The sequence below is a fragment of the Mesobacillus harenae genome (genome assembly GCF_013343715.1).
GTDB lineage: Bacteria > Bacillota > Bacilli > Bacillales > Cytobacillaceae > Mesobacillus_A > Mesobacillus_A harenae.
Window position 1 is genome coordinate 135,431 of record NZ_JABUNR010000002.1, and the last position, 20,608, is coordinate 156,038.

At 42.1% G+C, this 20,608-nt stretch carries 16 protein-coding genes and 1 other RNA gene; 2 read left to right on the forward strand and 15 right to left on the reverse strand.

Features of this window, described 5'->3' with window-relative positions; all coding sequences use genetic code 11:
- Positions 1-265: 265 nt before the first annotated feature.
- A complete protein-coding gene (locus tag HRJ06_RS02930) occupies positions 266-895 on the forward strand; it encodes a hypothetical protein (protein ID WP_174728571.1) in 630 nt (209 codons plus the stop codon).
- A 425-nt stretch (positions 896-1,320) separates the two neighbouring features.
- Complete coding sequence (locus HRJ06_RS02935) at positions 1,321-1,707, forward strand: MarR family winged helix-turn-helix transcriptional regulator (protein WP_174728573.1); 387 nt, start codon at positions 1,321-1,323, stop codon at positions 1,705-1,707.
- A gap of 212 nt (positions 1,708-1,919) precedes the next feature.
- On the opposite strand, the gene HRJ06_RS02940 is transcribed toward HRJ06_RS02935, so the two are convergent.
- The 15 genes from HRJ06_RS02940 to HRJ06_RS03010 all read right to left on the reverse strand — a co-directional run bounded on the left by HRJ06_RS02940 (position 1,920) and on the right by HRJ06_RS03010 (position 20,529).
- Complete coding sequence (locus HRJ06_RS02940) at positions 1,920-2,336, reverse strand: hypothetical protein (protein ID WP_174728576.1); 417 nt, start codon at positions 2,334-2,336, stop codon at positions 1,920-1,922.
- 399 nt (positions 2,337-2,735) lie between these two features.
- Positions 2,736-4,919 (reverse strand): catalase/peroxidase HPI, encoded by a 2,184-nt coding sequence (gene katG / locus HRJ06_RS02945; RefSeq protein ID WP_174728579.1) that lies wholly within the window; start codon positions 4,917-4,919, stop codon positions 2,736-2,738.
- Between the two features lie 409 nt (positions 4,920-5,328).
- On the reverse strand, positions 5,329-5,475 hold the full coding sequence (locus HRJ06_RS02950; RefSeq protein ID WP_174728582.1) for a hypothetical protein: 147 nt from the start codon (positions 5,473-5,475) through the stop codon (positions 5,329-5,331).
- A gap of 272 nt (positions 5,476-5,747) precedes the next feature.
- Entirely contained in the window at positions 5,748-7,145 is a 1,398-nt protein-coding gene (locus HRJ06_RS02955) for a Na+/H+ antiporter NhaC family protein (RefSeq protein ID WP_174728585.1), read from the reverse strand.
- A 29-nt stretch (positions 7,146-7,174) separates the two neighbouring features.
- The gene (locus tag HRJ06_RS02960; RefSeq protein ID WP_174728588.1) at positions 7,175-8,272 is read right to left on the reverse strand and encodes an alanine dehydrogenase; all 1,098 of its coding nucleotides are present in this window, start codon (positions 8,270-8,272) and stop codon (positions 7,175-7,177) included.
- 193 nt (positions 8,273-8,465) lie between these two features.
- Positions 8,466-9,866 carry a sigma-54 interaction domain-containing protein gene (locus tag HRJ06_RS02965; RefSeq protein ID WP_338421044.1) on the reverse strand — a complete coding sequence of 467 codons (1,401 nt, stop codon included), beginning with the start codon at positions 9,864-9,866 and terminating at the stop codon, positions 8,466-8,468.
- 793 nt (positions 9,867-10,659) lie between these two features.
- Positions 10,660-10,996: a transfer-messenger RNA gene (ssrA, locus tag HRJ06_RS02970) on the reverse strand.
- 144 nt (positions 10,997-11,140) lie between these two features.
- Positions 11,141-11,608 carry an SsrA-binding protein SmpB gene (gene smpB, locus HRJ06_RS02975; protein ID WP_174728606.1) on the reverse strand — a complete coding sequence of 156 codons (468 nt, stop codon included), beginning with the start codon at positions 11,606-11,608 and terminating at the stop codon, positions 11,141-11,143.
- A gap of 177 nt (positions 11,609-11,785) precedes the next feature.
- A complete protein-coding gene (rnr, locus tag HRJ06_RS02980) occupies positions 11,786-14,113 on the reverse strand; it encodes a ribonuclease R (RefSeq protein ID WP_174728609.1) in 2,328 nt (775 codons plus the stop codon).
- A gap of 36 nt (positions 14,114-14,149) precedes the next feature.
- Positions 14,150-14,893, reverse strand: coding sequence for an alpha/beta hydrolase (locus tag HRJ06_RS02985; RefSeq protein WP_174728612.1), 744 nt, complete (start codon positions 14,891-14,893; stop codon positions 14,150-14,152).
- A gap of 237 nt (positions 14,894-15,130) precedes the next feature.
- Complete coding sequence (gene secG / locus HRJ06_RS02990) at positions 15,131-15,364, reverse strand: preprotein translocase subunit SecG (RefSeq protein WP_174728615.1); 234 nt, start codon at positions 15,362-15,364, stop codon at positions 15,131-15,133.
- A gap of 330 nt (positions 15,365-15,694) precedes the next feature.
- Positions 15,695-16,993: a phosphopyruvate hydratase gene (gene eno, locus HRJ06_RS02995; RefSeq protein WP_174728618.1), complete on the reverse strand. Its 1,299-nt coding sequence runs from the start codon at positions 16,991-16,993 to the stop codon at positions 15,695-15,697.
- Between the two features lie 19 nt (positions 16,994-17,012).
- The gene (gene gpmI, locus HRJ06_RS03000) at positions 17,013-18,551 is read right to left on the reverse strand and encodes a 2,3-bisphosphoglycerate-independent phosphoglycerate mutase (protein WP_174728621.1); all 1,539 of its coding nucleotides are present in this window, start codon (positions 18,549-18,551) and stop codon (positions 17,013-17,015) included.
- Entirely contained in the window at positions 18,544-19,305 is a 762-nt protein-coding gene (tpiA, locus tag HRJ06_RS03005) for a triose-phosphate isomerase (protein ID WP_174728624.1), read from the reverse strand. Before tpiA ends, gpmI begins: the two co-directional genes overlap by 8 nt.
- 39 nt (positions 19,306-19,344) lie before the next feature.
- Entirely contained in the window at positions 19,345-20,529 is a 1,185-nt protein-coding gene (locus HRJ06_RS03010; RefSeq protein WP_174728627.1) for a phosphoglycerate kinase, read from the reverse strand.
- Positions 20,530-20,608 lie beyond the last annotated feature (79 nt).

A 20,608-nucleotide genomic window follows, 5' to 3' on the forward strand; every position in this document is an offset into this window, starting at 1 on the left:
CTCCAGGCATTTTCTTTGCTAATTTACTTACCAATTTGCTTTTCAACTCTAGCGCGACGTACAAATACAATTGGATTTTGCACTTCAAAGTAGCATCTGTTGCTCTTAATGGGCGGCTTTTTTTTCGTTCTGAATGTAGGTTCAACACTTGGCACCTTTCGGTTAACACATATTCTGAGTGCCCTTAGCCTCCTTAATTTTCTCTGATGATAATCTTCCATCGAAATGCATATATATTTTAACAGGTTGAGAGAGGAGACAAGATGTGGCTTACCTTTTTGAGAACGAATGGTTTTTCCTTATGGCCTCAGAAGGTCTTATGTGGGTTTTTGTGTGTCTATTTTTAATTTGCCGCTATAAATTATTATTGGATCGGTTAAGTCAACTTTTCTTAATCTGGATCATTATTTGTGATCTTTTTCAGGCCCTGCTGGTAGGGGTTGATTATTATTTCACAGGAAAGGTTTCGTTTTTTCAAATTGTGACCATTCTATTTTTTATTTATGCAAGTACTTTAGGAAGTTCGGATTTCAAGCGTCTGGATGCGTATATAAAACAAAAATATCATAACAATCAAAGGATCCTCACTGCTTCGATCATAAAGCACCGCAAAAAAATCAATACTTACCGGCGCTATCTTTTTATCGCACACTCAGCTTCATTCTTTCTTGCCCACATACTCTGGTACATAACAGACAGTTCTTTAACCGGTTTTCCAAATTATCATGTGTTTATCTTTAATGAATGGATTCAGTATCCTCATCAAGGCTATTACAGCAATTCGGCAATTAATATTATCAGTTATATGTGGAAAATCTTTTATTCTTTTGATGTGATCGTTTTTCTCATTTATACATTCTGGCAAGTTAAAAGAAAGCAAACAAGGTTGAAATAATTCTCCCTGCGTCAGGAAGATTAACCATGCAACTCTATGTGTAAAAACACAATCTCTTAGAAAAGAGCTTTTTGAAAAAACAAACAGCCAAGAAGCGATAACCTCCTCAGCTGTTTTCCTTAACTAAAACGTTTTAAAACTAGTATCTACTTTGGCCCTCGCAACTTTCCGGTGCCGACGGGGCTTCTGGGGTGGGTTATTATTATAATTACTTTTATATTCAAAATATTTTACATACACATAAACCGTAAACGCCGACCCCGTTATAAATAACAATGCACCAAACCAGCTAGTAGGGAATAGCACTTCCCACATTAAACTTCACCCTTTCGAATTTTATATCGTATTGAGATACTGTTTGTTTTTAAATTATATCATGGTAAGATATAATTATCAAAAGAAAAAGGAAAAGACTGGTGATTTTCATGAGCACTCTTTTGTCAAAGGAAGTATATGAGTATTTAGGCGAGTTCAGGTATCAGTTACGAAAGTTTCTTAAGTTCAGTGAAGCAGCTGCACGCCAGCAAGGGATAACCCCGCAACAGCACCAGCTAATCCTGGCCATTCATGGGTTTCCCGGAAGGAGCATTGTCACCACCAGTGAATTATCCGAACGGCTGCAGATTACCCATCATGCATGCGTAGGATTGATTGACCGCTGTGAGGAGGCTGGGCTGGTTGCCCGAGAAAGTAACCCGGAGGATGGACGAAGTGTCTTAATAAATTTGACGCCCAAAGGATTGGATATCCTTGAGAAACTTTCAGAAATCCACCTAGAAGAAATTAAAAGAATCGATTTATTTAAGCAGTAAACCTTCGCTGTCGAACTGGCAAGCATAGCTTCTTTATGACTTATACGCAACTCCTTTCTTACTTGTTTCTCCAAAATTCAAGTATAAGAGTTAGGATGATTGCGTTTTTTTGCACAGGAGCTTGCAAGCCAAAAATGATTTATAAATCCTTACTAGTCATAAAACAAAAAAGGGCTCCACATCAGGAGTCCTTCGCAATAAAATTTCTAGTATTAATAGCGTGGTGAGAACTTGACCGTGAAGGAATATCCTCTCCAGGCTTTTGGGTCTTCATAAATTTTAGTAGTAATATAAATTCCTTTACCCTTGCTTTTTTTAAAAGCGGAAACCATTTGTTCCCGGTTCTTTACGAAAACATCGTCCGGAACAAATTGAGCAAATGGTCCGAGAGCACGGTCATAAGCCTTTGCAACCAATTTTCTTGAAGCCTCATTCGCCCCAATTGCATTCAATGTATCCCATTTACTCAATGCTCTTGTATTTGTAGTTATCAATTTTTTTGCTGGAGCTTTCTTCTTCTTTTGATAGTCAATATACATGTTTGCACTGCTTTCACTAGGAGCTGCAAATAGACCCAGTCCCATAATGAGTGAAAATGAAATCATTACCGCCATTAATCTTTTCATCATGCATTCACCTCCTGGAATAAATATATAATATATTAAAATTTTGGTAAATCTATTTTTGGTGAATTTTGCTAATCCTTTTCATAGTTCCTTTGATGATCCACTTCTGCTGTCATTTAGTCAGTTGAAGGAGTACTTTTTGCCTTCCGCAGTGAAAAGAAAAATGCAATAGCAAATATTAATGATTTTGTTTTCAGATACATATCTTAATTGTGTTTCTAGAATAGAAATATTCCCGTATAGTAAAAGCACCTTATTCATGCTCCCGACCTACAGCTTACGTTAAAACGCATGTGCTGAGATCAGGAAGCCTTGTAAGGTGCTTTGCTTCCCGGGTTATACTGTGCATCTTGATATGCTCAGTGTCCAGGTTTTATTCTTTTAACAGCTGTATCCACAAGATTATTTAAGGTCGAAACGGTCTGCGTTCATGATCTTGACCCAGGCTGCGATAAAGTCATGAACAAACTTCTCCTTGCTGTCGTCTTGCGCGTACACTTCGACAAGGGCACGGAGAACGGAGTGTGAACCGAAGACCAAGTCCACTCTGGTTGCGGTACGCACTAATTCACCGGTATTGCGGTCTCGTCCTTCATAGACACCGCCCTCTACAGGCTTCCATTCGATTCCCATGTCAAGCAGGTTCACAAAAAAGTCGTTTGTGAGGGTGCCGACACGATCCGTGAAGACACCATGCTGTGTACCTCCGTGGTTCGTCCCAAGAACACGCATGCCGCCAATCAGTACCGTCATTTCATGGGCAGACAGGTCCAGCAGCTGCGCCTTGTCTACAAGAAACTCTTCTGGCTTTATGCTATACTCTTTCTGCTGATAGTTGCGGAAGCCATCTGAAACCGGCTCCATCATTTCAAAATTTTCTAAGTCTGTTTGCTCTTGTGTGGCATCGCCCCGTCCATATGCAAATGGAACTTTTACATCAAAGCCTGCATCCCTTGCCGCTTTTTCGACAGCTGCACTGCCACCCAGTACAATCAAATCAGCCAGGCTGATTTTTTTATCCAGTCTTTTTTGAATGTCTTCGAGAACCGTCAGAACTTCCGCAAGCTGTTCCGGCTCATTTGCTTCCCAGTCTTTCTGTGGAGCAAGACGGATGCGGGCACCATTCGCACCACCACGTTTATCTGATTCGCGGTATGTACTGGCGGAAGCCCAGGCAGTTTTGACAAGTTCACTCACTGTAAGCCCTGAATTCAGGATTTTCACTTTCAGTTCTTCAATTTCAGCTTCTGTTAATTCATAATCAACCGATGGGACAGGGTCTTGCCAAATGAATTCTTCTTCAGGAACTTCCGGACCCAGGTATCTTGCACGTGGACCCATGTCACGGTGGAGGAGCTTGAACCACGCGCGAGCAAAGGCGTCGGCAAACTCTTCTGGGTTCTCGTGAAAACGACGGGAAATTTTTTCATATTCCGAGTCCCTGCGCATCGCCATGTCTGCTGTAGTCATCATCGTCGGAACCCGTTTGGATGAATCTGCTGCATCAGGTGCAAGATGCTCTTTATCCGGATTTATAGGGGCCCACTGGTACGCACCGGCAGGACTCTTCGTCAATTCCCATTCATATCCGAACAGCAAATCAAAATAACTCATATCCCACTTTGTTGGAGTCGGTGTCCATGCACCTTCAATTCCGCTGGTGATGGTGAAAGCACCATGACCAGTTTCATGTTTGCTTTTCCACCCGAAGCCCTGATGCTCAATACCTGCTCCTTCTGGCTCTTCTCCGACATGAGATGGGTCAACTGCACCATGTGCCTTTCCGAAAGTATGGCCGCCGGCTGTGAGTGCCACGGTTTCCTCATCGTTCATTCCCATGCGTTTAAAGGTATCGCGAATATCGTGGGCACTTTTGACAGGATCAGGCTCACCGTTTGGACCTTCCGGATTCACATAAATCAGGCCCATTTGAACGGCAGCAAGCGGCTGCTCCAAATCACGCTCGCCGGAGTACCGATTATCACCGAGCCATTCTTTTTCAGGCCCCCAGTTGACGTCTTCCTCAGGATGCCAGATGTCTTCGCGTCCTCCGCCAAACCCGATGGTCTTTCCGCCCATTGATTCAATCGCCACATTCCCTGTGATTAGGAGAAGGTCCGCCCAGGAGATTTTATTACCGTACTTCTTTTTAATTGGCCAAAGAAGACGACGTGCCTTGTCCAGGTTGCCATTGTCAGGCCAGCTGTTAAGAGGCGCAAAACGCTGTGAGCCACTTCCACCGCCACCGCGGCCGTCTACTGTACGGTACGTGCCTGCCGAATGCCAGGACATTCGGATAAAGAACGGGCCATAATGACCGTAATCCGCAGGCCACCAATCCTGACTGTCTGTCATTAAATTAAGAAGGTCCTTCTTCAGGGCATTGTAATCCAGCTTATTAAATTCTTCTGCATAATTAAAATCTTTTCCCAGTGGGTTTGTCTTCGTGTCATGCTGATGAAGCACATTCAGGTCCAGTTGATTGGGCCACCAGTCTTTGTTTTTCACACCTCTAGAGGGTTTACTAGAACCACTTTCACCCGTAAACGGGCACTTTCCAACGTTCTGATTGTCCTTCATGTCCATACTTTTTCCCCTTTCTGTAATGAGAAGAGTAAATAGCAAACGATAATGCCTATCAACGTACGGAACCGCAAATAAAGAAAATATCTATTCTTACATTGTAATTATAATAAATTACAACTGAAATAAAAAGTAATAAGCAGAAAATTCGGAAAAAATATCAAATACACCTCTAGTAAATAAATGGTTACAGACAGCTTCCGGCAGCCATCTTTAAGGTGAAAGGTGAACTCGGGTGCCTTTCAGAAATGATAAAAACAAAGTCAAACTTTTTTACAATGTATCCTTTTTAAAAAAAGATCAGTCGGAGGTGGGAAGTTTATCGAGTTGCTAAGAGGAAAAGATAGACGCCCGCGGGAAGCAAGCACAGGCAGCTGAAATCAACAAAAAGGTGTAACAGACAGGAAGGGTCTTAGGCTTTGTTCCTTAACCCCTGTGGGTATTCCTTTTGCGGTTTGTTCCCATAGTTGATCATTCCATTTATAACAACCTTTTTCTGGAAAAGAACTGCTGTATCTAATTGATCTAGTACCTGCATATCAGGTTTATTAAATTCCATATAAATATTCTCCTTAAATTGAATTGGGTTCGTTTTTTTTAATAAGATTGTAATAGCTCTCAAGATTAATGTGTAAATTCCCCATAAAAAAACACCATTTCACTCAATAAAATGGTGTTAAAGAAGCATAGCTTTTAAAAATGACCTAATTCAAGCCTATTTGGGCCTGCTTTTTGTCTAATAGCATAGACGGTCGTCTTCAGAAACGGCTCTACTCTAGGCAATCGTTAGTATTAGCTTGATAGGCATGGAGTACCACCAACCAATCAATTTTAAACAAAAACGATACCAACGATCAGATAAAAAACACAAGCAATTGCTGCTACAGTTAACGCATACGGAATCTGTGTTTTGACATGATCCATATGATCAGAGGCTGCACCAGTAGAGGCTAGAACGGTTGTATCTGATAAAGGCGAACAATGATCTCCAAAAACACCTCCGCCTCCAACAGCAGCTATTGTAGCTAAAACAATCGTCGTCACTTCATCTCCTGTATAGTTAAATGCAAGAGGAACTGCTAAAGGCATAACGATTGCAAAAGTCCCCCAAGAAGAACCTGTAGCAAAAGCAATGATCGCAGCAATTATAAAGGTAATGACTGGCAGTAGGCTTGGAGTCAACCAATTTTCGCTGACGGATACAACATAATCAGCTGTCCCAATGTCATCAGTTAGTTTATTCAAGGAATAGGCAAACGCCAAAATGATAATTGCTGGTAAAACACCCTTCATCCCAGCAGTTGCCGTTTTCATAATATCATTAAAAGGGATTCCTTGTATTCGCATAATAACACCTAAAATTACAGAAGCTGCCAAAAACGCTTCCATTGTTTTTGCTGAATCTAAAACAATGAACGTACCTACTGCGATAGAGATCACAATTAAAACAGGCAAGAAAAAATTCAAGAAGACATTAGGTTTTATCCCATCAAAAGGTGGGGTATCTGTTAATTCCTCTCCCATTAACGGTTCGGCCCCGTCGCGTAAAACTTTTCCTTCCTTTTGTGCCCGTTCCTCCGCTTTCTTCATCGGACCAAAATCAGGGATTATTTTCATGGCAATTAATCCTACAAATAGAACCGATAATATCGCATAAAAGTTAAAAGGGATTGATTGAACAAAAACTCCCATCGCCATATCCGGACTTTTTATAGCTCCCATTCCTATCAATAACCCTGAAATAAACACTGCCCATCCTGTGATAGGAACCATGACGCTTACAGGCGCTGAGGTCGAATCCGCTATATAAGACAACTTTTCTCTTGAAATTTTTGCTTTATCAGACAAATTGCGCATTGTCGCACCGACGAATAACGGACTAAAATAGTCACTAAAGAACACGAACATACCTAAAAACCAGGAAACAAGCTGTGTCTTGACCCTGCTCAATTTCTTACGTTCCATGATAAGTGTAAATTGCTGAATCGCACCGGTACGTTGAAAAAATGCAATTAACACCCCTATAAAAAGTTCCAGTAAAAGAATCCACGAAAAACTCGTAGTACCTAATGCTTCTTTCATCAAGTTAGGAAATCCTAATAATCCTTGACCAGCTATAAGCACCCCGATAAAACATGCGACAGCAAGCGAAAAGACGGTGTTTCTTGTTACAAATGCTAATATAATTGCAACCGCTGCAGGAACAAGTGATAGAATACCTAAATCCATGTACTTCCCTCCCTAAAAATAAAGTTTATTTATTTTAACAACTCCTGAGATTTCACCCATTGTCGATTTTGAATATTGCCTGTTTCTTCATGGGTTAACACTCCTTTAAAAGTAGTAAGCCCATTTCGAAGATATTCATCTTCAAGCAAAGCTTTTTCAACCCCTTTTTCGGCAATAGCTAGTATATGTGGGAAAACAGATGCGGCATACGCAATCGATGCCGTGTTTGGAACAGCTCCAGGTATATTATCAACTCCGTAATGGATAATACCATCTACTGTATAAACCGGATCATTAAACGTTGTTGGCCGATAGGTTTCAATAGCTCCTCCAACGTCTGCACTAATATCAACAATCACCGATCCCTTTTGCATCTTACCAAGCATTTCTCTTGTAATCAGATGGTCTGTTCGTTGTTTGGGCCACTTCACACAGTTGATGATAAGGTCCACACTCGGTAAAATTTCTTTAATCGTTTCTTGATTCGAAAATCCTGTCGTAACATTCTTCGGAAAAAGAAACTGAGCCTCTCTTAAGACACCGATATTAATGTCTAGTAACCTCACCTGTGCCCTTAATGAAGCAAGAACGTCAACTGCGCTTTTTCCGACGATTCCTCCTCCTAGCACCAATGCTTGGATTCCGGGAACCCCGCCTACTCCTCCAACTAATTTTCCCATTCCACCATTTGTTGAGAGAAGATACTGGATTCCCATTAATGCACCTAGCTTGCCAGCCACTTCACAATTAGGTGATCCGAAACGATGAGTATCTTCCGCTGTAATAGCAATTACTTCTTTATCTAACAACACATCAACCTCTTCTTTGTTTGCCGCAGGGTGCAGACATGAGAAAAGGATTTGCCCCGGCTTAATAAGTGAATATTCTTTCGGACTAATTTCCTTTACTTTCACAACCATATCGGACTGATCAAAAATATCTTTCGCTTGCTGCATAATCACCGCTCCAGCATCAAGGTAAGATTGATCAGGAAAACCCGCTTTAAGCGCTGCATCTTTTTCTACCAATACCTTGTGGCCTTTACGCGACAGTGCCTTTACTTCATTTGGTGTTAAAATAACACGTGATTCCCCATCCTTAACTTCCTTTAAAACCCCGATTTTCATCTTTGTCCTTCTCTCCTTTTTTAAAAGTTATATACTTTAACGCAAGAATCATGCCAGTTTTTAAAAAAGGGGGGAACTTAATAAAAAAGCAGGCAAAACCCCTTGCAAAAGGATTTTTGCCTACAATAATATGGTTGTGTATATTTTATATGGTATAAAACGAGCAATTTGCTGTTAAGTTTTGGGCACCTATCTATTGATGGTTAGTTAAATCTGTTGTTATTCCGTATTGGTTAATTTTTCTTTGTAATGTTTGTCTAGGGATTTCCAGCAGCCGTGCAGATTTTGATACATTTCCTCTTGTTAGAATCATTACCTGTTCAATTCTTGTTTTTTCTAGATTTGCAATCTCATCTTTTAACGGCCTGATTTTTGTAGAGGAAAAAGACTGTTGTATACCCATTAAATGCTTAATTTGCTGTTCTAAATGATTATATTGTAATGTATCATCACAAGCATCTGTCTGATTTATCGCATATTCGATCACATTTTCGAGCTCCCTGACATTTCCTGGCCAATCATAACTCAGCAAAAACCCTAGTGAATCTCTTGAAATATGAACAATGTTCTTCTTATGGCTTTTATTAAACTTACTAACAAAATAATCAACCAACAGTCGTATATCCTCTTTTCTCTCTCGTAAAGGAGGAATTGCCAATGTCATAACCCCAAGACGATAATAAAGATCTTGGCGCAGCTTTCCATCCCGGACACACTGTGCCGGATGCAGGTTAGTTGCAGTAATGACACGAACATTAACGGCTCTTACCATTTTGTCTCCTAGCCTGCGAACACAGTCATCTTCCAATACTCTTAAAAGTTTTGCCTGTAAATGAATCGGCATCGAATTAATCTCGTCAAGGAAAAGAGTTCCGCCATTTGCCAATTCGAACAAGCCAGGATTATCCTCAGCCCCTGTAAAGCTGCCTCTTTTTGTGCCAAACAAAATACTTTCAATTAAACTCTCAGGAAGTGCAGCACAATTCTGGGTAATAAAGGGTTTTGTGGATCGTTCACTCTCATTATGTATCGCATGGGCAAACAGTTCTTTGCCTGTCCCTGTTTCTCCATAGATAAAAACAGGCGAATCCCCTTTGGCAAACTTCTTGACAGATTCCTTTAAATGATTCATTTCTTCATCAATCGTTATAATATCTTCCAAAAAATAAACAGCTCTTTCCGGCTGAATCTTCGTTTTTAATTGCTTAGTATTAAATGAACTTGAATCAATTTCTATAACCGAATTGAGCGGACGGTCTTCATCGCTTATGTCCTTTGAGAGTTCTATCGAGCCGATAATTTTCCCATGGGCTTTAATAGGTAACGAAACATTTGTGGTTTCTTTTTCAATCCCTCTGAAATCGACTATATTTTGTTTTGCACGGTAAATCGGCTTTCCTGTGTTCATTACCTTAAAAAGAGTACTAGATCGTTCATCAAGCATAGGAAAAGCAGAAAAAAGGTTTAGGCCGATAATCTTCTCATTCTCATCAATTTCTTCGTGAAACCGTGGATTAAATTTAACGGTAAATAAAATTGTTCCTGATGTATCAATTATCGTAATGCCGTCAATATATTTTAAATGGTCCAACACTATAAATCATCCCCGTATATTCACTATATTTTCTACTATATTACAGAACTTTCAGTCAAAAAACATCAAGAGGTTTACGATTAGGATCCTAACTTACCGAAGATTACTTTAAAAAGATTAAAAATTTCGATGATATTGAACAAATTTAAAAGATGCAGTAAAGGTATGGATATTATTTGTTTGGGATGATGGTTATCGTAGTGGTAGTTTAAAAGAGAGATTTGAATGATTTTGTAAAGGGATAATATATAGAAAATAAAAATTGTCCAGCTGGTGAAATATTTTTCTTCTCACAGAAAGGTTATTTTAGATATCTAACTATCTTATATACCAGTATCAAAGAGAGTTTGAATTTAAACTTAGATGTTCAAATTGTCTCAAAAAATGACTCAACAAGATGTTTTAAACACTATTGTCACAAGCTATTTTAAGCATAATGATGTAATAATGACATTTTAATGCTTAAAGTAACAAAAAAAAATAAAAACCACCATAGTATGTATGGTGGAGACGGTGGGACGTGCTATTCCATGCTTTCGACATGGCACTGACTATATCTTGAACCTGCATCGGCAGGCCCTCTGGCGTATTATGCGGAATGTAGTTTTTGCCTGATTCCAGGCAGATCCCGCATCCTAGTACTGCCGCTTGGGCAGCCTATAAGTCGATACACGGCTGTTGGATTGCTCCACATACCGCTCGGCATTGCCTTATCGCCACTTTTCTGCGACTTAGGTTTCACCGATAAAGCCAGATTTTCACTTGCATGTTGCCATACAAGGCGACTATTTACTAATCGAACCCACGTCCAGAAACATCGGCACTTAGGCTTCTACGAGTGTAGTCGACATATTCGTGTTTCGCTAACCCATCTGCCTATCGACAGGCGCCAGGGCAGCTAGTCTGGTTGTTCTCTTCCTTCATCCTCAGACGGTGGAATCCGGCGTAGCCCACTTAGAGTGAGTCCCTTACCCTACCACATGGGCGATGGAGGGAGGAACCGCTACGCGCTAATTAAGCAGCGAAAGCGAGGTTGTTGTTTTGTTTGCCAGTTATTGGCTTTGACGTTTTAACGAGGCCGATCCCCTCGACTCGCAACCTAAGCTCGAACTATCCCTGTCGAATCCGTAGCGTCCCCATGTAAAAAGGAACCAGCTGCACGTATTAGGTGCCACGTCCGGAAGGCTCGGGTAACCGAGCTAAAGCTAAGTGTTGCTGTAGTTACAATACTTATTATAGCACATACAGGCTGATTTTCAATGGAAATGCCTGCCTTACATTTTTTGGCGTTCTTTGAATGCCCGCTGGATATCGCGTTTTGCTTCTTTCTCTTTCAGATCCTCGCGCTTGTCATATTTCTTTTTCCCTTTAGCGAGACCGATTAAAACCTTTGCATACCCATTTTTTAAATAAAGCTTTACTGGGACGAGTGAATAGCCCACTTCTTTTGTTTCGCCAATCAGCTTGCTGATTTCCTTGTTATGCAGAAGCAGCTTTCTAGTCCTGAGCGGGTCATGGTTGAAACGGTTTCCCTGCTCGAAATGGCTGACGTGCATATTATATAAAAAGACCTCACCATTTTGGATACGTGCGAACGCATCCTTAAGGTTTACCCGGCCGCTGCGGATTGCTTTTATTTCTGTTCCCTGCAAGACAATTCCTGCCTCATAAGTATCCTCTATAAAAAAGTCATGGTACGCTTTTTTGTTGTTAGCAATGGTCTTTCCCATTCCTTTAGGCATATGGCTTCCCCCTTTGATCACTGGGCGAACTTTACCCAGTCACCTGTCTATCCTATCTCTTTATTTTATCAAATTTTTGCTGTTCCCACAATTGAACCCTACTTACACATGAAGGTTTTAAAATCCAGTTTCCCTAAAGGAAACAAAGAGCCTGTTTACACAGGCCCCCATGAAGCTCTATCTTCTTTTCTTCCGTTTGCCTTCACGCTTTGCTTTGGAAGCATTATCATAAGATTTTTTCTTTTTTACACCGCTTCGGCTTCCAGTACTGGACTTCTCTTCTGCTTTGCCTCTACGCGGCTTGCGTTCTGAACTTCCAGTTTTAAAGACTTTTGGTGAATCGGAACGCTCTCGTCTTGGAGTGCCCTTCATACCGACAATTTCAAAGTCTATGGCGCGCTCATCTTTATTGACCTTTACGACCTTGATTGTGATTTCATCACCAATCCTGAATACATTGCCAGTTCGTTCACCAATCATAGCTAAGTGGCGCTCATCGTAGCGGTAATAGTCATCGGTCATATAGCTGACATGCACTAGGCCTTCGATTGTGTTCGGAAGCTCTACAAACAAGCCAAAGTTGGTGACAGAACTGATGATGCCATCATATTCCTCGCCAATCTTATCTTCCATATATTCAGCTTTCTTCAGTTCATCCGTTTCACGTTCAGCTTCGACAGCACGGCGCTCCATATTGGAAGAATGCTCAGCAATTTCAGGCAGGCTTGCATCCCATTTTTCCCTTGTAGCCTGATCCAGCTTTCCTTCAATAAGATACGTCCGAATTAAGCGATGAACGATTAAATCCGGGTAACGGCGGATCGGCGATGTGAAATGTGTATAGTAATCCGTCGACAGCCCAAAATGGCCGAGGCTTTCCTCATAATACTTTGCCTGCTGCATGGAGCGAAGCATGACTGTTGAAACAACCATTTCCTCCGGTTTGCCCTGAACTTCCTCAACGATTTCTTGAAGAGCCCGGGGATGAATAGAATTAGCTGTTCCCTTGACGATGTATCCGAAATTTGTAATAAAATCAAAGAAACGTCTTAGTTTATCTTCTTTCGGATCCTCGTGAATTCGGTAAATGAACGGTACTTCCATCCAGTGGAAATGTTCAGCAACCGTTTCATTGGCAGCAAGCATAAATTCTTCAATAAGCTTCTCAGCAACAGAACGTTCACGAAGAACAACCTCATTCGGTTTGCCATCTTCATCAACGAGCACCTTTGATTCTTTAAAATCAAAATCGATCGCTCCACGTGTCATCCGCTTTTTCCTAAGAACCGCAGCGAGTTCTTCCATTAGTTCAAACATCGGGACAAGATTTTCATATCTTGCTCTCTGTTCTTCATCCTTATCGACCAAAATACGATTGACGTCATGGTAGGTCATCCGCTCGGTCGTTTTAATAACACTTTGGAAAATCTCATGACTGACGGCTTCTCCCTCTGGGTTAATTTCCATTGTGCAGGAAAGGGTCAGCCTGTCGACCTTTGGATTTAATGAACAGATCCCGTTTGAAAGTCGATGCGGAATCATTGGGATAACCCGGTCCACCAAGTAGACACTTGTCGCACGTTCTTCAGCTTCGCGATCAAGCGGTGTATTTTCTTTAACATAATAAGTTACGTCTGCAATGTGGACTCCAAGCTTGTAATTGCCATTCTCAAGCTTTGAAACCTGGACAGCATCGTCCAAATCTTTGGCATCTGCGCCATCAATCGTAACGATTACCTCATCGCGCAGATCACGGCGATTCGCAAGTTCGCTTTCATCAATTGAATCTGGTGCTTCATTTGCCTGTTTTAAGACATCTTCAGGAAATTCCATCGGCAGCCCGTGCTTGTGGATAACCGATAGGATATCAACACCCGGATCATTCTTATGCCCAAGGATTTGAATAATTTCCCCCTCAGCACTCTTTTTCCCATCCGGGTAGCTGACAAGTTTAGCAACCACCTTATGTCCCTCTACAGCACCTAGTGAAACACTTTTAGGGATAAAAATATCGCTGGTAAGCTTTTTATCATCTGGAATCACAAATCCAAAGTGCTTGCTTTCCGTGTACGTTCCAACTACTTGCTGAACGCCTCTTTCAATAATACGGACAACCGTTCCTTCTCTTCTAGATCCTGAGCTTTCATTGGCTACGCGTACAAGTACAATATCCCCGTGCATCGCATTTCCTGTTTCATTTGGCGGAATGAAAATATCATCCATGCCTTGCTCCTCGGTTATAACAAAAGCGAATCCCTTCGCATGACCAGTTAATTTTCCTCTGATCAGGTTCATTTTTTCTGGCAAGCCATAGCGGTTGCTCCTAGTGCGGACCACAAGCCCTTTTTCCTCCATGACGACTAGTGCTTTTACAAAATCCTTAAAGGACTCAGAGCCCTCAATCTTAAAGGCTTCCTCAAGCTCTTGTACAGTAAGCGGTTTATATGCTTCGTCCTTCATATAATGAAGGAGCCTGTCGATATGCTCCTTAATTGATTCGTCCATCCTAATCCCTCCTTTTTCTTTCTTCCTATTTATTTATTATTTCCAATTAAGCGTTTCTAAAAACTGATAAATATCTTCATGCAGCTGTTCCCGTTCTTTATCCAGGGTAATGACGTGGCCTGATTCCTCATACCACTTTAAGTCCTTTTGTTCTGATTCGACTTCATTGTATATAATATTTGCACTGTCTGTGTTTATCATATGATCATGGCGGGCTTGAATGATAAAGGTCGGTGCATAGATCAAATCGACAGAGTTGCGCACATCCGATATGAGTCCCTGTAAGGCTTTTAACGTTTTCATAGGTGTCTTTTGAAATTCTTCCATTTCGGATTCAATTTCGCCTTCTGTCTTGCCTTCCCATTTTTTGTACTCCCGAGCATAATCGAGAATTCCACGATACATAACTTCTTCACTTTTTATGTACATTGGAGCACACATCGGAATGATACCCTTTAATGGTACAGTATAACCAAGCTTTAAAGAAAAGACACCGCCAAGGGATAAACCGGCAACGGCAATCTCTTCATATCCCTCTTCTTTTAAAAATTGGTAAGCATCTGTCACATCTTTCCACCAGTCCTCAGGACCTGTATGGACCAATTCCTCGGGTGGAACCCCATGTCCCTTATAAATGGGAGCATGGCATGTATAACCCTTTCCTTGAAGAAACCGGCCGAGCATCCGTACATCTGCCGAGTTTCCGGTAAATCCGTGCAACAGCAGGACAGCCCGCTTCCCACCTTCGAATGTAAATGGTTTTGGCACTAACTTCTTCATTTACCTATCTCCCTCTGCATATATTTAATCTTGTTGTATTAGGTTAGGTCGATTGAGTGGCGAGACTACACATCTTAGTTTGAACTAAATGGCTATTCCCATTCCAAAGTAACTCTTCATTTATTACCACAGCAGGAGTGGTCATATTCCTGTTTTGCCCCTAAAATAATGGGTTATTTATCCAAAAGACAAAATCATGAAAAAACCCGGCTTCGCTCGCCGGGTTTAGAATTTAATTTATAGTTTGAAGTAAGAAACGGCAATAGTTAAAACAAAGAACAATACGGAAAGTACGATCGTGACTCTGTGAAGAACCAAATCGATCCCCCTGGCCTTTTGTTTTCCAAAAAGCGTTTCAGCTCCGCCAGAAATCGCCCCCGAAAGGCCCGCGCTTTTACTAGACTGAAGCAATACGACTACAATAAGAGAAATACAAACGATAACCAATAAGACAACTAAAAATGCGTGCAAAACTACACCTCCATCAAAGCCTGCATATAACAGTATTTTAAATTTATCATATTTTTGTAAATAGAACAATACCAGACTGCACTTGGGATGCATATTAGCTGATTAAATCGTAACCCGTCACCAAATTTACAGATATTAATTTAGGATCAATTCTAGAGCGACCCCATAGGCGGAAAGCCAAGGAGTCTCCCTGGCCCCAAGGAAAGAGAAACGCCTGAAACGAAACACAGTTTGAATAACAGCTCTAAAGAAAAAACTGTAGATAAACTCAATGAAACACAAGTTTATCTACAGTCTGAACGCCAGCACCAAGGACGGGCCGATATTTAGTTACTTCTTTAAGTTGTAGAAAGATTTAATTCCGTTGTAAAGGGCTGTTTCACCAAGCTGATCTTCGATACGAAGAAGCTGGTTGTATTTAGCCACACGGTCTGTACGAGAAGGAGCACCTGTCTTGATTTGCCCAGCATTCGTTGCTACGGCGATATCAGCAATGGTCGCGTCTTCTGTTTCACCAGAACGGTGAGAGATTACTGCTGTATACCCAGCACGCTTCGCCATTTCAATGGCATCAAATGTTTCCGTTAACGTACCGATTTGGTTAACCTTGATCAGGATAGAGTTGCCGACGCCCTGCTCAATTCCTTGAGAAAGCTTTCTAGTGTTTGTAACAAATAAATCATCACCAACAAGCTGGACTTTCCCGCCAAGGCGTTCAGTCAGAAGCTTATGGCCTTCCCAGTCATTTTCATCAAGGCCATCTTCAATTGAAATGATTGGATATTTAGAAGACATCTCTTCATACCAGTCAACCATCTCAGCAGACGTTTTCACAACGCCTTCTCCAGCAAGATGGTATTTGCCGTCCTCTTTGTTGTAGAACTCAGAGGATGCAGCATCCATTGCCAGCATAATTTGCTCGCCCGGCTTGTATCCTGCTTTTTCAATCGCAGTGACGATTGTTTGCAATGCTTCTTCATTAGATCCTAGATTCGGAGCAAATCCGCCTTCATCGCCAACAGCAGTGTTTAAGCCTTTTTCTTTTAAAACACTCTTCAGGCTGTGGAAAATTTCCGCACCCATGCGAAGCGCTTCGCGGAAGTTCTCTGCACCTACAGGCATAACCATGAATTCCTGAATGTCTACATTGTTATCAGCATGCTCTCCACCGTTAACAATGTTCATCATTGGAACTGGAAGCTGCTTTGCGTTAAAGCCACCTAAGTATTGGTATAAAGGTACATCAAGGAAGTTTGCGGCTGCATGAGCAGCTGCCATGGAAACACCAAGGATTGCGTTAGCGCCAAGCTTGCCTTTATTTTCTGTACCGTCAAGCTCGATTAATGCACGGTCAAGCGCAACCTGATCTAATACGTTATATTCTTCACCAACTAAAAATGGTGCAATAATATCATTTACGTTCTCAACAGCTTTTAGAACGCCTTTACCAAGGTAACGATCTTTGTCGCCATCGCGAAGCTCAACTGCTTCATATTCACCTGTTGAAGCACCGCTTGGAACAAGCGCTCGTCCGAATGCACCGGATTCAGTGTGCACTTCTACCTCTACAGTCGGGTTACCGCGGGAATCTAATACTTCACGAGCATAAACATCAATAATATATGGCATATGTTTTCTCTCCTTCAAACTATTTTTTAATTAGTGTAGTGCCAGTCATTTCGGCTGGTTTTTTCACACCTAAAAGGTCAAGCATCGTCGGAGCAAGGTCTCCTAGAATCCCTTCTTGGCGGAGTTCAGCGCCTTCCTTTGTTACAATAACAGGAACAGGGTTCGTCGTATGTGCAGTCATTGGATTGCCCTCGATTGTTACCACTTCATCAGCATTCCCATGATCAGCAGTAATTATCGCTGTTCCGCCCTTCTGGACAATCAGATCGACAATTTTACCTAAGCACTCGTCGACAACTTCAATCGCCTCTATAGTTGGCTCCAGCATACCTGAGTGACCAACCATATCCGGGTTAGCAAAATTTAAAAGAATGGCATCAAATTTATCAGCTTCAATCTCTTTTAACAGAGCGTCTGTAAGCTCATATGCACTCATTTCAGGCTGCAGGTCATATGTCGCTACCTTGGGCGAATTAATTAAGATCCGTTCTTCGCCAGGGAAAACGTTCTCCCGGCCTCCGCTCATAAAGAAGGTTACATGCGGGTACTTTTCCGTTTCCGCAATTCTGAGCTGAGTCATATTATTCTGAGCCAGCACTTCGCCAATCGTGTTATCTAAATTCGTTGATTGGAAAGCTACATATCCATCTACTGTTTCACTAAAATGGGTTAGGCAAACAAAATGCAGATTCTCCGGATGGTTTTCACCGCGATCAAACGCACGGAAATCCTTATTTGTAAACGTGTTAGAAATCTGAATCGCTCTGTCAGGACGGAAGTTATAGAAGATGACAGCATCGTTATCCTGTACTGTGGCGACCGGTGAGCCATCCTTGCGGACAAGTACGGACGGAATCACAAATTCGTCAAAGATCCCGTTGCGATAATTATCTTCAACCAATTCCATGGGATTAGAGTAGGTCGGGCCTTCACCATAAACCATTGACCTGTAAGACTTTTCTACCCTATCCCAGCGCTTGTCACGATCCATCGAATAATAGCGTCCAGAAATTGTCGCAAATTCACCTGTACCCAGCTCGCTCATTTTTTCGAGGGTCTGCTCGATATATCCAGCTGCTGTTTTCGGACCAACATCACGGCCGTCTAAAAATCCGTGGACATAAACCTTCTCCACCCCTTCATCGGCTGCCATTTTTAAAAGAGCAAACATGTGCTCAATATGGCTGTGGACTCCACCGTCAGAAAGGAGGCCGAAGAGATGGAGAGCTGTTCCTTTTTCCTTCACATGCTCGATCGCTTTGCGGAATGTTTCATTTTTCTCGAATTCACCTTCGCGAATGGAGATGTTCACCCTTGTTAAGCTTTGGTACACAATTCTTCCAGCCCCAATGTTTAGGTGGCCCACTTCAGAATTGCCCATCTGCCCTTCAGGAAGGCCAACCGCTTCTCCGCTCGCAATCAGCTTCGCATGGGGATATTTATTCCAGTATCGGTCATAATTCGGTTTGTTCGCCTGGGCGACTGCATTGCCTTCTCGCTCGCCTCTTAACGCAAAGCCGTCCAGGATGATTAAAGCTGTTGGAGAAGTTTTACTCATGTGAACCTGCCTCCAATAATTGCAGGAAGGATTCATGCTCAAGGCTTGCTCCGCCGACTAAAGCTCCATCTATATCAGGCTGCGCCATATACTCCTTAATGTTGGCAGGCTTTACGCTGCCTCCATATTGGATGCGGACAGCATCAGCTGCTTCCTGTGAGAACTCTTCGGCAACTGTTTTACGGATATGCGCACACACTTCGTTTGCATCTTCTGCTGATGAAGATTTGCCAGTCCCAATCGCCCAGATTGGCTCATAGGCAATTACAGTTTGTTTCACTTGCTCGCCAGTCAGACCCGTTAATGCTTTTTTGATTTGCGTGCCAACAAACTCATTTGTTTCACCGTTCTCACGCTGTCCAAGCGTTTCGCCGCAGCAGACAATCGGAGTCAGATTGTGCTTGAAAGCCGCCAGCGTTTTTTTATTTACTGATTCATCTGTTTCTCCAAACATTTCTCTGCGCTCGGAATGACCGAGAATAACGTACTTTACACCAAGATCTGATAAAGCCTCAGGACTGATTTCTCCTGTAAAAGCTCCACTCTCTTCAAAGTGCATATTTTGAGCGCCAACACTCAAGTCTTTTCCGTCTGTCAGCTCGACAAGTCTTTGTAAAAACAGGGCAGGGGCACAGACAACAGAATCAATTTTAGTTGAATCTGGCACTAATCCAGCTGCCTCCTCTACAAATGAACTCGCTTCATCCATCTTCTTATGCATTTTCCAGTTACCTGCAATAATTGGTTTGCGCATGTTCACACTTCCTTTCAGCAATGTTGCTCTCTCTGCTTCCTATTTATCGTTTAGGGCCACAACTCCTGGCAGGGCCTTGCCTTCCATGAATTCCAGGGAAGCTCCGCCGCCAGTTGAAATATGGCTCATTTTATCAGCTAGGTTAAATTTCTCAACCGCAGCAGCCGAATCGCCGCCGCCGATGACTGAATACGTTCCTTCAGCTTCCGCTAAAGCATTTGCAACAGCCTTCGTTCCGCCAGAAAATTTCTCAAATTCAAAAACGCCCATAGGTCCATTCCAGATAACAAGCTTTGAATTCTTAATGACATCTTGATACATCTCAGCTGTTTTAGGTCCAATATCAAGAGCTTCCCAATCGGCCGGGATTTCATCAATTGCGACAACCTTTGTGTTCGCTTCTCTTGAGAAGTCATCAGCTACAATGACATCAACGGGCATATGGAACTTAACACCTTTTTCTTCCGCTTTTTTCATGAAAGATTTCGCAAGGTCAATTTTATCTTCTTCTAAAAGGGATTTCCCTACCTCATGCCCGTTTGCTTTTACAAAGGTATAAGCGAGTCCGCCGCCGATAATCAAATGGTCAACCTTTTCTAGCAGATTATCAATAACGCCGATTTTATCCTTAACCTTTGCCCCGCCGATGATCGCTGTAAACGGACGTTCCGGGTTAGATAATGCCTTTCCAAGTACCTCAAGCTCTTTTTCCATTAACAAACCTGAGACGGCAGGCAGATGCTGGGCAATTCCTTCTGTCGATGCGTGGGCACGGTGTGCAGCTCCAAATGCATCATTTACATAAACATCAGCCAGTGCCGCAAACTTTTTGGCAAGATCACTGTCATTCTTTTCTTCTCCCGGATAAAAGCGAACGTTCTCAAGAAGAAGAACATCACCTTCACTCATAGAGTCAATCTCAGACTTTACAGCGTCGCCGTATGCCTCATCTGTCTTCTTAACACTTTTACCTAGCAGCTCTGAAAGCCGTCCAGCGACGGGTGTTAATCGAAGCTCTTCAACAACTTGTCCTTTCGGGCGGCCGAGATGGCTGGCAAGAATCACCTTTGCACCTTTATCTGCGAGAAATTGAATTGTAGGCAGTGCCGCTCGGATCCGAGTATCATCCGTTACCTTTCCATCGCTCATTGGCACGTTAAAATCAACACGGCAAAAAACTCTTTTCCCTTTAACCTCGATATCTTTAACCGACTTCTTATTCAAGGCTGAGACCTCCTTTTAGTAGAAAACTTGCTGAAATCAGATGCTTTTTTCTTATTTAAACAAAGGGGAGAGGGGACTG